The 12147-nt window shown below is 56.3% G+C and carries 16 protein-coding genes; 15 read left to right on the top strand and 1 reads right to left on the bottom strand.

Features of this window, described 5'->3' with window-relative positions; genetic code table 11:
• Positions 1-21: 21 nt before the first annotated feature.
• From rplE to guaA, 15 genes are all read left to right on the top strand, one after another.
• Complete coding sequence (rplE, locus tag O3S85_RS15415; RefSeq protein ID WP_269541549.1) at positions 22-606, top strand: 50S ribosomal protein L5; 585 nt, start codon at positions 22-24, stop codon at positions 604-606.
• A gap of 25 nt (positions 607-631) precedes the next feature.
• On the top strand, positions 632-937 hold the full coding sequence (rpsN, locus tag O3S85_RS15420) for a 30S ribosomal protein S14 (protein WP_269541551.1): 306 nt from the start codon (positions 632-634) through the stop codon (positions 935-937).
• A gap of 118 nt (positions 938-1055) precedes the next feature.
• Complete coding sequence (gene rpsH / locus O3S85_RS15425; protein WP_269541552.1) at positions 1056-1454, top strand: 30S ribosomal protein S8; 399 nt, start codon at positions 1056-1058, stop codon at positions 1452-1454.
• Positions 1455-1476: 22 nt separating this feature from the next.
• Complete coding sequence (rplF, locus tag O3S85_RS15430) at positions 1477-2016, top strand: 50S ribosomal protein L6 (RefSeq protein WP_269541554.1); 540 nt, start codon at positions 1477-1479, stop codon at positions 2014-2016.
• A gap of 63 nt (positions 2017-2079) precedes the next feature.
• Positions 2080-2445, top strand: a complete 366-nt coding sequence (gene rplR, locus O3S85_RS15435; RefSeq protein WP_269541555.1) for a 50S ribosomal protein L18 — start codon at positions 2080-2082, stop codon at positions 2443-2445.
• Between the two features lie 15 nt (positions 2446-2460).
• Positions 2461-3093, top strand: coding sequence for a 30S ribosomal protein S5 (gene rpsE / locus O3S85_RS15440; RefSeq protein WP_269541557.1), 633 nt, complete (start codon positions 2461-2463; stop codon positions 3091-3093).
• A gap of 51 nt (positions 3094-3144) precedes the next feature.
• Positions 3145-3621, top strand: coding sequence for a 50S ribosomal protein L15 (gene rplO, locus O3S85_RS15445; RefSeq protein ID WP_269541559.1), 477 nt, complete (start codon positions 3145-3147; stop codon positions 3619-3621).
• A gap of 165 nt (positions 3622-3786) precedes the next feature.
• The gene (gene secY / locus O3S85_RS15450) at positions 3787-5295 is read left to right on the top strand and encodes a preprotein translocase subunit SecY (RefSeq protein ID WP_269541560.1); all 1509 of its coding nucleotides are present in this window, start codon (positions 3787-3789) and stop codon (positions 5293-5295) included.
• Positions 5296-5329: 34 nt separating this feature from the next.
• The gene (map, locus tag O3S85_RS15455) at positions 5330-6115 is read left to right on the top strand and encodes a type I methionyl aminopeptidase (protein ID WP_269541562.1); all 786 of its coding nucleotides are present in this window, start codon (positions 5330-5332) and stop codon (positions 6113-6115) included.
• Between the two features lie 73 nt (positions 6116-6188).
• Positions 6189-6560 (top strand): 30S ribosomal protein S13, encoded by a 372-nt coding sequence (gene rpsM / locus O3S85_RS15460; protein WP_269541564.1) that lies wholly within the window; start codon positions 6189-6191, stop codon positions 6558-6560.
• A gap of 17 nt (positions 6561-6577) precedes the next feature.
• Positions 6578-7132 carry a 30S ribosomal protein S11 gene (gene rpsK, locus O3S85_RS15465; RefSeq protein WP_343218954.1) on the top strand — a complete coding sequence of 185 codons (555 nt, stop codon included), beginning with the start codon at positions 6578-6580 and terminating at the stop codon, positions 7130-7132.
• Between the two features lie 183 nt (positions 7133-7315).
• The gene (gene rpsD / locus O3S85_RS15470; protein WP_269541565.1) at positions 7316-7924 is read left to right on the top strand and encodes a 30S ribosomal protein S4; all 609 of its coding nucleotides are present in this window, start codon (positions 7316-7318) and stop codon (positions 7922-7924) included.
• A gap of 87 nt (positions 7925-8011) precedes the next feature.
• Positions 8012-9058 carry a DNA-directed RNA polymerase subunit alpha gene (locus tag O3S85_RS15475; protein ID WP_269541566.1) on the top strand — a complete coding sequence of 349 codons (1047 nt, stop codon included), beginning with the start codon at positions 8012-8014 and terminating at the stop codon, positions 9056-9058.
• A 40-nt stretch (positions 9059-9098) separates the two neighbouring features.
• Positions 9099-9644, top strand: a complete 546-nt coding sequence (rplQ, locus tag O3S85_RS15480) for a 50S ribosomal protein L17 (RefSeq protein ID WP_269541568.1) — start codon at positions 9099-9101, stop codon at positions 9642-9644.
• Between the two features lie 369 nt (positions 9645-10013).
• Positions 10014-11555: a glutamine-hydrolyzing GMP synthase gene (guaA, locus tag O3S85_RS15485; RefSeq protein WP_269541571.1), complete on the top strand. Its 1542-nt coding sequence runs from the start codon at positions 10014-10016 to the stop codon at positions 11553-11555.
• A gap of 36 nt (positions 11556-11591) precedes the next feature.
• Here guaA and O3S85_RS15490 read toward each other — a convergent pair whose 3' ends face one another.
• Positions 11592-12017, bottom strand: coding sequence for a hypothetical protein (locus O3S85_RS15490; protein ID WP_269541572.1), 426 nt, complete (start codon positions 12015-12017; stop codon positions 11592-11594).
• Between the last annotated feature and the right edge of the window lie 130 nt (positions 12018-12147).

Raw genomic sequence — 12147 nt, forward strand, 5'->3', positions numbered from 1 at the left:
TCCCCAGGCCAAAAAAATCCAATGAGCCAAGAACAACCATACCTGAAAAAGCACTACAGCGAAGTCGTCATCCCCGAGCTGAAAAAGACTCGTGGCTACGCCAATGCGCACATGGTGCCCAAGATCACCAAGATCGTCATCAACTCCGGTTTCAACGCGACCAAAGATAAGAACTGGGCCGCTGAAGTGCAGAAGGAAATTACTTCCGTCGCCGGTCAACACGCAGTCCTGACCAAGGCCTCCAAGAGCGTGTCGAACTTTAAGCTCCGTGAAGGCATGCCGATCGGCGTGAAGGTCACCCTGCGCGGCGCGCGCATGTATGACTTCCTGTTCCGCCTGATCGCAGTCGCTCTGCCGAACATTCGTGACTTCCGCGGTATCTCCCGCAAGCTCGATGGCCAGGGTAACTACACCCTCGGCGTGACCGACAGCACCATTTTCCCGGAAATCTCCGCCGACACCGGTGGCCGCGAAGCCATTGGTATGGACATCACGATCGTTACCACCGCCGATTCTGACGACGAAGGCCGCGATCTGCTTCAGCTCATGGGCATGCCTTTCCGCAAGCCGACCACGCCGAAGCCCGAAGAAACCGCAGCCGCATAAATTTTTAAATATACTTACCTAAGTTATGGCCAAGAAAAGCGCAGTAGCCCGCAACAAGAAGCGTGAACGCATGGTGGAAAAATTCGCCGCCAAGCGTGCAGAGCTTAAGGCGATCATCAACAATCCGGAAAGCACCGACGAGGAGTTCTTCCAAGCGCAGCGTAAACTCACGCTGCTTCCCCGCAATTCAGCTCCGACCCGCTTGCGCAACCGTTGCTCGGTCACTGGTCGCCCCCGCGCCCACATCCGTAAGTACGGGCTGTCCCGCATCACTTTCCGCGAATTGGCGCTCAATGGCCACATTCCTGGTGTAACCAAGTCGTCTTGGTAAGAGAGTAAGCAAATTAAAGTGAGCAAATTAAAGGTATCCTTTAACTCTCACTTTAAGCACGTCCCTCACTTTAATTTTTAATTTGTTCACTTTAACCAATAACTAATACCTACAAGTCATGGCATCCCACGATACTATAGGTGACTTCCTCACACTATTGCGCAACGCCAGCATCGCTGGTCAGGACTCTTGCTCCACGCGCTTCTCGAAGCTGAAGGCCGGCGTAGCCAGCATCCTCAAGGATGAAGGTTACGTTCAGGATTTCGGCATCCGCGAGGAAGGACCCGGACACAAATTCATCGACATCTCCCTGAAGTATGTCGATGGCCAACCCGCGATTGTCGGCATCGAGCGTTTCTCGAAGCCCGGTCGTCGCCTCTATTCCGGATACGAAGACATTCCGAAGGTACTCGGCGGTCTTGGCATCTCCATCCTCACCACTTCCAAGGGCATCCTGAAGGACCGTGACGCCCGTCGCCAGAAAGTTGGCGGCGAGGTGATCTGCAAGGTCTGGTAAGCCAAATAAGGAGATCATAAAGATGAGCAGAATTGGTAAACTTCCCGTTCCGATCGCCGACAAGGTCAAAGTTTCCGTTAGCGGCCAAACCGTTAACGTCGATGGCCCTAAGGGCAAACTGACCAAGACTTTCGACAGCGACGTCAAAGTCACCGTTGATGATAATCAAGTCGTTATCGAGCCGAGCAACAGCTCCCGCCAGGCCAAGGCCATGTGGGGCACCGCGCGCTCGATCATTAATGGCATGATCATCGGTGTCACCGAGCCTTACAAAAAGCAGCTCGAGATCGAAGGCGTTGGCTTCAAGGCCAACCTCCAGGGTAATATCCTGGACCTCGCACTTGGTTACTCTCACGAGATCAAGTACCCGATCCCAGCCGGCGTCACCGTCACGGTTGACAAGAGTGGCACCAAGATCGACGTAGAAGGCGCAGACAAGCAGGCCGTTGGCCAAGTCGCTGCCGACATCTACGGCTACTACCCGGTTGAGCCTTACAAGGGCAAGGGTGTGAAGATCGTTGGTCGCTACGTCCGCCGCAAGGAAGGCAAGAAGACCGGCTAACGAACGTCCCGTTCGATTGGAGTCATTAATTAATCACTGAAAATTTGTAAGACTGGATAAGTCATGAAACTTGCAGAAAAACTTCGTTTAAACCGCCAAAAACGCCGCTGGCGCATTCGCAAGCGCGTGGTGGGAACGGCTGAGCGCCCCCGCCTGACGGTTACCTTCACCAACCAGCACATCCATGCCCAGTGCATCGACGACTATGAGCAAAAGACCATTGTTTCGGCTTCCACTTTGGCCAAGGATGTTCGCGACCAGAAACTCAAGCCCAACGTCGAAGGCGCTACCACACTCGGTAAGCTAATCGGCGAAAAGGCCAAGGGTGCCGGCGTCGAGAAGGTTGTCTTCGACCGCGCAGGCCGCCGCTACCATGGCTGCCTGAAGGCTTTCGCTGACGCCGCTCGCGAAGCCGGCCTTAACTTCTAAATTTATTCCGGAATCATGAGCAACATGCCAAACACTCAGCAAGGTCGCCAAGGCGGCGGCAATCGCCATGGCGGCGGCAATCGCCAGGGTGGCGAACGCGGCGGTAAGCGCCGTGACCGTAACGATCGCAACCGCGGTCAACAGCAAGAGCAAGAAGGTCCGGAACTGATCGAGAAGGTCGTCCACATCAACCGTTGCGCCAAGGTCGTAAAGGGTGGTCGTCGTTTCAGCTTTGCCGCACTCGTCGTCGTTGGTGACGGCAAGGGCAAGGTGGGCCTCGGCTATGGTAAGGCCAAGGAAGTGCCGGAAGCCATTCGCAAGGGCACCGAGCGCGCCCGCGCCAACATGGAAGAGATGCGCCTGAAGGGCACCACCATCCCGCACGAATGCCGTGGCATCAAGGACGGCGGCGAAGTGCTGCTTCGCCCGGCCACCGACGGTACTGGCGTTATTGCTGGTGGCGGCGTTCGCGCGGTCCTCGAAGCAGTTGGCGTCCACAACGTCCTCTCCAAGAACCTGGGCTCCAATACGCCCTTTGCCATGGTCAACGCGACCCTCGCCGCGCTGCGTAAGCTGCGTTCGGCCGAAGAAATCTCTCGCATCAAGGCCAAGGAGACGGAAATCGCTCCTGCATCGCCTCTCGTTTAACACTTTGAACAACTGCTCATTTGGCAGGTCACACCTCCAGCAAGCAACGTCATGAAACTTCATAATCTTAAGAATGTCCCGGGTGCCCGCAGCCGTCGCAAACGCGTCGGTATCGGTGAAGGCTCCGGTCGTGGTAAGACTTCGACCCACGGTCAAAAGGGTCAGAAGGCCCGCGCGGGCGGCAGCATCCGTATCGGCTTTGAGTCCGGTCACATCCCGCTGTATCGCCGCATGCCGCACCGTGGTTTCAACAACCACAACTTCCGCACCGACTACGCAATCGTCAACCTCAGCGACCTCGAGCGCGTGGAAGGCGACACCGTAGATCGCAAGGCGCTGATCCAAGCCGGTCTTATCCGTGCCAAGTCCAAGCTGATCAAAATCCTCGGCGACGGCGAGATCTCCCGCGCACTGACCGTTACCGCAGACAAGTTCTCCGGTTCGGCCCAGAGCAAGATCGAAGCCGCCGGCGGCAAGGTCATCGTTACCGGCGCAGCCGAAGCGGAATCCAAGGAATCAGCCGAATAGTTCCAGGAAGCATTTTATCAAGGGAGAAGGCAGTAGGAAGAGGGCAGAAGGGGCGAAGCTGATTTTCAATTCCCCCAAGTTATCGAAGATTTATATCTCGACACGTCTGCCATCTGCCTTCTGCCTTCTCTCTTTTAAAAAACCCGACCCGACTCGCTGTCATCAATGTCCAACGCTTTCGTCAACTGCTTTAAAATTCCCGAACTGAGGAGTAAGATCCTCTTTACGTTAGGGATGATCTTCATTGCCCGTGTTGGGGCGAATATTCCGTTGCCCGGCATCGACCCGCGACCGCTCCAGCGGTTCTTCGAGGAAGCTGCCGACGCCGGACTATTTGGCCTGTACAACATGTTTACCGGGGGCGCGCTGTTGAACGGTGCGGTCTTTGCGCTGGGCATCATGCCCTACATCAGCGCATCGATTATCCTGCAGCTGATGGGAGCCGTCGTGCCGACGCTCGCGCGCTTGCAGCAGGAGGGCGAGACCGGCCGGCAGAAGATCACGCAGTACACCCGTTACTTGACGATCGCCATTGCGCTCGTGCAGTCGATCCTGCTGAACCTGACCTTGCTCCGCAATCCGGGCGAGTTCTTCCAAGGGTTCTCAGTGGAGCAATACGGCAGCATTGTGTTGATCGACCCGACCTGGTTTTTGATTACGTCCACCATCTTCCTGACCGCGGGCACCGTCCTGCTCATGTGGATTGGTGAGCAGATCACGCAGCGCGGTATTGGTAACGGTATTTCTCTTTTGATCACGATCGGCATTTTGGCCGACTTGCCATCGGCAGTCATGTTCGCCTATGACGGCCTGACGGCTGGCGCGGGTGCTGCGGTGAAGATTTCCCTGGCGCAGTTTGCGGCCATGATGATCTTCCTGGTCGCGGTGATCGCGGGCATCGTTGCGGTGACGCAGGCGACGCGAAAAATCCCCGTCCAATACGCCAAGCGGATGGTCGGGCGACGCGTGATGGGCGGCCAGAGTTCATTCCTGCCGCTCAAGGTGAACTACGCCGGTGTGATGCCGGTCATCTTCGCCAGTGCGATTCTGATGTTCCCGACCTACCTGCTCGGCGCACTTGCCGGGGCAACGGGGCAGGACTTCTTCCGCGACATTGGTGCCTGGCTCAGCCCGGATCACTGGTTCTACTATGTGTTCTACTCGATGCTGATCATGGGCTTCTCGTATTTCTGGGTCTCCATCATGTTCAAGCCGATCCAGATTGCGGACGAGCTGAAGCGCAATGGCGGCTACATCCCTGGCGTTCGCCCGGGTGACCCCACCGCGAAGTTCCTCGACTTTGTGATGACGCGCCTCACCTTGGCGGGTGCCATCTTCCTGACGGTCATTGCGATCCTGCCACTTATCATCGGTGAATGGCTGAAAATTCCGTGGAAGGTTACCCAATTCTTTGGTGGCACCGGCACGCTGATCGCCGTTGGTGTGACGCTCGACACGATGCGCCAGATTGAAACGCACCTGCTCAACCGCCACTACGACGGCTTCCTGAAGAAGGGCAAGGCGCGCAACCGCTCCAAGTCCCGCACGCGTCAATTGGTGGACGTATCCGAAGTCAAGACGATGAACGTCGGCTGGCTCTGGACCGCATGTGGCGTCCTATTGGTTGTCGGCATCGTATCGTGGGTGCTGCTCGAATTTGACATTGTAAAGTAAGACCATTCCCGGTCGCTAATTTCGTAACCGTATCATGCTCCGCAAACGCAGCTATCGATCCATCCGACCCGACGAAGAAGTCGAGGCCGTGCGTGAGTCGTGCATCATTGCGGCAACGGTGCTCGACGAGCTGTGCAAGCTGGTCAAGCCCGGCGTGACGACTTACGATCTCGATCAGGAAGGCAAGAAGCTGATTGCGGAGATGGGTGCCGAAAGCGCCTGCTATAATTACCGCGTCGGCGAAAAGATTTATCCGGGTCATACCTGCCTGTCGGTCAACGACGAGGTGGTGCATGGCATCGGCAAACTGAGCCGCGTGCTCAACGAAGGCGACAACATCACCGTCGATGTTTGCGTGTTTCACAACGGTTTCGTGGGCGACAACGCGCGCACGGTTCTCGTGGGAAATGCCAGCGACGAAATGAAGTTGCTCGTCGAGCGCACGCAAGAAGCGCTCAAGCTCGGCATCGCCCAGGCGCGGGCTGGCAATCGGGTGGGGGACATTTCCCACGCGGTCCAGACCTTCGTGGAAGGCTTTGGCTACAACGTGGTCCGCAACTTTGTCGGGCACGGTGTAGGCCGCACGATGCACGAGGACCCTCAGATCCCCAACTTCGGACGCAAGAAGTCCGGCGCCAAACTTTATCCGGGCATGACGCTCGCGATTGAGCCCATGGTGGTCGCCGGTAGCTTCGATCTGGTGGAAGATGAGGACCAATGGACCGCCCGCACCAAAGACGGCAAACCGGCGGCCCATTTTGAACACACCGTTCTGGTTACGGAGGACGAACCAGAAATTTTAACAATTCCGAAAAAATAAGCTTTCCAAAGCGGCTGAATTTGCTATTTTCTCCGCTTTTCCCTGTTTACACACCTAACACTTTTAACACGAAATGCCACGTTTACTTGGAGTCGACATCCCCAGCGGTAAGAAGATCGAATACTCGCTGCAATACATCTATGGCGTAGGAGCGACCCGCGCCAAGAAGCTCTGCGAGCAGACCGGTATCGATCCGAACCGTCGCGCCCACGAGCTCAGCGAAGAAGAGCTGAACAAGTTCGCCGTACAAATCCAGGAAGACGGCTACCCGGTCGAGGGTGACCTCCGCCGCGAAGTCATCGGCAACCTGAAGCGTTTGCAGGCAGTTCGTTGCTACCGTGGCCTCCGCCACCAGCGCGGTTTGCCGGTTCGTGGTCAGCGCACACAGACCAACGCCCGCACCCGTAAGGGCGGTCGTCGCACCGTGGCTGCCAAGAAGAAGTAACCTTTTAGTATAGATCCATGAGCGAAGAAGAACAAAAGAAAGCGGCAGAAGCCGTCGCCGCGACCAAGGAGGTCAAGGACGAAGAAACCCCGGTAGCCACTGCCGAGGGCGATGCCCCCGCCGCTGAAGGCGAGGACGAAAAGAAGTCCGGCCAACCCTCTGCCAAGGACCTGCTGACCGAAGACCTCGGCATTGGCAAGATCCGTAAGGCTAAGGGTAGCAAGAACATCCACTCCGGCGTTGTTCACATCCTGGCGACTTTCAACAACACCAAGGTTACCTTCACGGACACCAACGGCAACGTCATCTCCTGGTCCAGTGCCGGTAAGATGAACTTCCGCGGTTCCCGTAAGTCCACCGCCTACGCCGCTCAAGTGGTGACTCAGGACGCTGGCAAGGTAGCCCTGTCCCACGGCATGAAGGAAGTTTCCGTCAAGGTCAAGGGCCCGGGCATGGGTCGTGACTCCGCTATCCGCGCGCTGCAAAGCCTCGGCCTGATCGTTACCGGTATCACCGACTCGACTCCGGTCCCGCACAATGGCTGCCGCCCGCCAAAGCGTCGCCGCGTTTAATCAATTTTCAACTATCTATTGTCTATTATCAATTGTCAGTGAGGCGCTATACAAGAGCGTTACTCATTGAAAACTGAAAATTGAAAATCGACTACTGATAATTCCATATTTTTTCTTTGCTTTCCGGTGATGGCAATCCGGAAAGCGTTTAACACGAGACTGCCACCAAGATAAGATAACATTATGGCTCGTTATACCGGACCAACAACACGCATCAACCGCCGTTTTGGCCAGGCGATCTACGCCCCCAATAAGGCATTTGAGCGCAAGCCGTACCTCCCTGGACAACACGGACCACGCCTGCGCCGCAAACAATCCGATTACGCAATCGGTCTGAACGAGAAGCAGAAGCTTCGCTACATGTTCGGCCTGACGGAAAAGCAATTCCGCCTTACCTTCGCCAAGGCGAAGAATCAAAAGGGTGTTACGGGTGAAATTTTCCTGAGCTTGCTCGAAACCCGCCTCGACAACGTGGTTTACCGCCTTGGTTTGGCGAAGACCCGTCGTGCAGCCCGTCAGTTTGTCAACCACGGCCACATCAAGGTGAACGGCCACAAGGTGGACATCCCCAGCTACGCAACCAAGCCCGGTGACGTGATTGAAGTGCGCGAGCGCACCTCTTCCCGCCAGTTGGCCACCCGTTGCCTGGAGGAAACCCAGTTTCGCACGGTACCAGCCTGGATGACGATGGAGCGCGACGCGATTCGCGGCACCGTCAGCCGGGAACCGGCCGTCGACGAGATGGAGCAGGACATCAACCTGCAGATCATCGTCGAATACTACAGCCGATAAAACCAACCAGTCACAGGGGGAACGTTTCGTTCCCCTTTTCCCCTTTACTCGCCCGCGGCCACTATCACACAAATTAATCCGGAAATAATGAGCACTGTCGAAGAAGCACCAGCCACCGACACTAATTTCACCTCGCGCACCAAGCGCTTGGGCAAGTTCGAGCTGCCGAAACGTCTCGTTAAAGACGAGTCGACGGCAACGGACACCTATGCGCAGTTTACCGCAGAGCCGTTTGAAACCGGCTATGGCCACACCATTGGCAACAGCCTGCGTCGCATCCTGCTGAGCTCCATCGAAGGCGCTGCCTTCAGCTCGGTCAAGATCGACAATGTCGACCACGAATTCCAAAGCCTTGAAGGCGTCGTTGAAGACATCACTGACATCGTCCTGAACCTCAAGAAGGTTCTCCTCGTTTCCCACAAGCGCGAGCCCGTGAAGCTCCTGCTCGACGTGAACAAGGAAGGTGCCGTTACCGCTGGTGACATCAAGCCGGACAGCAATGTCGAAGTCCTCAACCCGGAACAGGTCATTTGCACGCTGGACAAGCCCATGCGTTTCCTGGCCGAGTTTGAAGTTCGCGTCGGTCGTGGTTATGCCACTGCCGAGCAGAACAAGCCGGAAGAGCAACTCATCGGCCTTATTCCGATTGATTCCCTTTTCAGCCCGGTTCGCCTCGTGAAGTATCACGTGGAGCAGACCCGCGTTGGCCAAATGACCGACTATGACAAGCTGATCCTCGAGGTCACTACGGATGGTCGCGTCACTCCGGACGATGCACTGAAGGAATCCGCCGCGATCCTGCGTCACCACCTCGACGTGTTTGACCAGGTCAGCAAGGAAACCGTTGAGTTCGACCACGAGACCAAGGAGATCAGCGAAGAGCAGAACCGTCTGCGCAAGCTGCTCAACATGTCCGTGAACGAAATCGAGCTCTCCGTCCGCGCCGCAAACTGCCTCAACAACGCGAACATCACGACCGTTGGCGAGCTGGCGATGAAGTCCGAGCAAGAAATGCTCAAGTACCGCAACTTCGGTAAGAAGTCGCTTAACGAAATTAAGGCAAAGCTGGAGCAGCTCGGCCTGTCCCTGGGGATGAAGCTCGACGAGCGCCTGTTGGAAGGCATCGGCGAATAAGCGCCCCGCTGTTTTTAACCAATTATAATTCTTTAGACCAATGCGTCACCGTTCACACCGTCACAGCCTCGGCGTCAAGAAGGAGCACCGTGAAGCTCTCATGGCCAACCTCGCCGCAGCGCTCTTCCGCCACGGCCGTATCGAGACCACCCTGGCCAAGGCCAAGGCTCTCCGTCCGTTCGCCGAAAAGATCATCACCCTCGCCAAGAAGGCAGCCGCTACCGACGACGCCAGCCGCAAGCTGCACTACCGTCGCCAGGCGATCGCCAAGGTGCGCGACAAGGCAGCCGTCAAGGCTCTCTTCGACGAGCGCGTTAACGAATTCGTTAACCGCAAGGGTGGTTACGTCCGCATTTACAAGCTGATCCAGCGCGAGAGCGATGGTGCCTCCATGGGCATCATTGAGCTGATCTCTGGCGATGACGAAGGCTACACCAAGTCCAAGCGCGCCAAGAAGCCAGCTGCCAAAAAGGAAAAGGCTGAAAAGCCCGCCGAGGAAGCTCCGGTTGCTGTCGAAGAAGCGCCTGCTGCTGAAGAAGCAGCCGCCGAAGGCGACGCGTCATCCGAAGAGGAAAAGAAGGACTAATTTCAACTCGCAAGAGACTCGAGTTTTACGGATCGGCGCGCACCTGCCAGCAGGGCGCGCCATCTTGTTTGAATTTCCGTTGAAGCGCCGCGACACAGATGATCGAAATTGGCTTTTCCTGGTTCACTTTGCTCTATGTGGCAGCGGGTTTGCTTACGGTATTCGGACTATGGCTTTACTATGATTGGCGAGACAAGCACCTCTACGAACGCGAACGCGCGCGAGTGGCCTTCCACTGTATCAAGTGTGGCCGGGTCTATTCCGCCCGCAAGCGTGCTGAAGTCGCCAACTGCCCCAACTGTGGTTTCGAAAACCAGAAACTGAAATTTTAATTCCCTGATTTTTAACTACCTTACTGTCCATAAAACTATGTCACAGCAGACACTCGCCGTTCTCGATTTTGGTTCCCAATACACGCAGGTCATTGCCCGCCGCATTCGCGAGTGTAATGTGTACTCGCGTATCTATCCGTATTCCGTCACTGCGGCGGAGCTGAAGAAAGACGGCGTTAGCGGCATCATCCTCTCCGGTGGCCCCAGCAGTGTGCTGGCCAAGGGTGCGCCTTTGCCCGATAAGAAGCTGTTCGACCTGGGTGTGCCGGTGCTCGGCATTTGCTACGGCGTCCAGTTGATGGGGAAGCTGCTCGGCGGCGAAGTCGCCCGCAGTGATCGTCGCGAGTATGGTCGCGGTGCCATGACGGTTAAGAAGAAGGGCAAGCTGCTCAAAGGCCTGCCCAAGACGCTCAAGGTCTGGAATTCCCACGGTGACAAACTGACCAAGATTCCGGATGGATTCGAGGTCATTGCCTACACCGAGAACAGCGAAAACTCCGTGATTGCCGACGAGAAGCGCAATTTCTACGGCATTCAGTTCCACCCGGAAGTACACCACAGTGAACGCGGCGTGGAGATCCTGAAGAACTTCCTGCACGGCATTTGCAAGTTCAAGGGTGATTGGAAAATGGCCAACTACATCGAGATGGCCACCGAGGAAATTCGCAAGCAAGTCGGCGACAAGCGTGTGATCCTTGGCCTGTCCGGCGGCGTGGATTCATCCGTGGCTGCGGCATTGATTCACCGCGCGATTGGCGACCAGCTGACCTGTGTTTTCGTGGACAACGGCCTCCTGCGCAAGAATGAGCGCGAGAAGGTCGAAGACCTGTTCAAGGGCCACTTCCATATCGACTTGCGCACAGTCAAGGCGGGCAATCTTTTCCTCAAGGCGCTCAAGGGCGTCACCGATCCTGAGAAGAAGCGTAAGATTATCGGCAAGGTCTTCATCGATGTCTTTGATGACGCCGTGAAAAAGATCGGCGACGTCGACTTCCTCGCTCAGGGCACGCTTTACCCGGACGTCATTGAATCCGTTGCGATCGATGGCAATCCGGCCGCGCTGATCAAGAGTCACCACAATGTGGGCGGCTTGCCCAAGCGCATGAAGCTCAAGCTGCTCGAACCGCTGCGCGAGCTGTTTAAGGACGAGGTCCGCAAGCTTGGCGAAGAGCTTGGCTTGCCGAAGGAAATGATCTGGCGCCATCCGTTCCCCGGTCCCGGCCTGGGCGTGCGTGTGATGGGCGAGATCAAGAAAAAGTATCTCACGATCCTCAAGGAGTCTGACGCCATCTTCCTCGAAGAGATGAAGCGCACCGGTTACTACGACAAGGTGTGGCAGGCGTTCTGCGTCTTCCTGCCGGTGCAAACGGTCGGTGTGATGGGTGACGAGCGCACCTACGACTACGTCGTTGCGCTGCGCGTGGTGGAATCCCAGGACGCGATGACCGCTGACTGGGCGCACATCCCGCATGACGTGCTCGGCCTGATCTCCAACCGCATTATTAATGAGGTGGAGGGCGTGAACCGCGTCGTGCTGGACATCAGCTCCAAGCCGCCCAGCACGATCGAGTGGGAATAATCCCAGCCGAATCTTAACGCGAGCTGTGATCGCCTATCAGGCGATCTTCAGCTGCTCGAGCCTCGGCTCTTTGCTCAGTGGTGTATCGGGCGCTTCAATGATGTGAGTCGCCCCGCTTTCTGCGCGTGGAATCAGGGATTCGGCAAGGCGTAGCTTGCGCGCCAGGCGTTGGTCGCCGAGAGCCTCACAATCTTTCAGCACTTCGCGGTAAACCAACTGGAAGCGGGCGATTGTCTTGGTGCGATCGGTGCTAAGGAATTTCTTTTCCGGGATGTGGCTGGCCACCGATTTCATTGCTTGGTCATCGAGTGACTCCTTGGCCTCGCGGATGGCGAAGTTCAGGATCTCGCGACGGGCCCGACCATTGTCGATAAAGGTCTCCCATGCGTCGCGGTTGTGTATTTGGTCGTCAGTGAGTTCGTCGAGTTTTACCAAACTGCATTCGAGGGAATACAGTGACATGATTTCGCTTAGGAGCGTTTGGATACTAATGATCGGTAGCATGACCTCAGTATTGCAAATTTCAGACCCTAGATTTTCGAGTTTTGTAAGCCGTTGATTGTGAATGCAATAAGGCTTTTGTTGGTTGTTG

This window comes from Cerasicoccus sp. TK19100 (assembly GCF_027257155.1).
Taxonomy (GTDB): Bacteria; Verrucomicrobiota; Verrucomicrobiia; order Opitutales; family Cerasicoccaceae; genus Cerasicoccus; species Cerasicoccus fimbriatus.

Excerpts from the sequence above, each read along its gene's own strand:
- rplE (WP_269541549.1), top strand. The coding sequence starts at position 22 with ATGAGCCAAGAACAACCATACCTGAAAAAGCACTACAGCGAAGTCGTC.
- rpsN (WP_269541551.1), top strand. The coding sequence starts at position 632 with ATGGCCAAGAAAAGCGCAGTAGCCCGCAACAAGAAGCGTGAACGCATG.
- rpsH (WP_269541552.1), top strand. The coding sequence starts at position 1,056 with ATGGCATCCCACGATACTATAGGTGACTTCCTCACACTATTGCGCAAC.
- rplF (WP_269541554.1), top strand. The coding sequence starts at position 1,477 with ATGAGCAGAATTGGTAAACTTCCCGTTCCGATCGCCGACAAGGTCAAA.
- rplR (WP_269541555.1), top strand. The coding sequence starts at position 2,080 with ATGAAACTTGCAGAAAAACTTCGTTTAAACCGCCAAAAACGCCGCTGG.
- rpsE (WP_269541557.1), top strand. The coding sequence starts at position 2,461 with ATGAGCAACATGCCAAACACTCAGCAAGGTCGCCAAGGCGGCGGCAAT.
- rplO (WP_269541559.1), top strand. The coding sequence starts at position 3,145 with ATGAAACTTCATAATCTTAAGAATGTCCCGGGTGCCCGCAGCCGTCGC.
- secY (WP_269541560.1), top strand. The coding sequence starts at position 3,787 with ATGTCCAACGCTTTCGTCAACTGCTTTAAAATTCCCGAACTGAGGAGT.
- map (WP_269541562.1), top strand. The coding sequence starts at position 5,330 with ATGCTCCGCAAACGCAGCTATCGATCCATCCGACCCGACGAAGAAGTC.
- rpsM (WP_269541564.1), top strand. The coding sequence starts at position 6,189 with ATGCCACGTTTACTTGGAGTCGACATCCCCAGCGGTAAGAAGATCGAA.
- rpsK (WP_343218954.1), top strand. The coding sequence starts at position 6,578 with ATGAGCGAAGAAGAACAAAAGAAAGCGGCAGAAGCCGTCGCCGCGACC.
- rpsD (WP_269541565.1), top strand. The coding sequence starts at position 7,316 with ATGGCTCGTTATACCGGACCAACAACACGCATCAACCGCCGTTTTGGC.
- O3S85_RS15475 (WP_269541566.1), top strand. The coding sequence starts at position 8,012 with ATGAGCACTGTCGAAGAAGCACCAGCCACCGACACTAATTTCACCTCG.
- rplQ (WP_269541568.1), top strand. The coding sequence starts at position 9,099 with ATGCGTCACCGTTCACACCGTCACAGCCTCGGCGTCAAGAAGGAGCAC.
- guaA (WP_269541571.1), top strand. The coding sequence starts at position 10,014 with ATGTCACAGCAGACACTCGCCGTTCTCGATTTTGGTTCCCAATACACG.
- O3S85_RS15490 (WP_269541572.1), bottom strand. The coding sequence starts at position 12,017 with ATGTCACTGTATTCCCTCGAATGCAGTTTGGTAAAACTCGACGAACTC.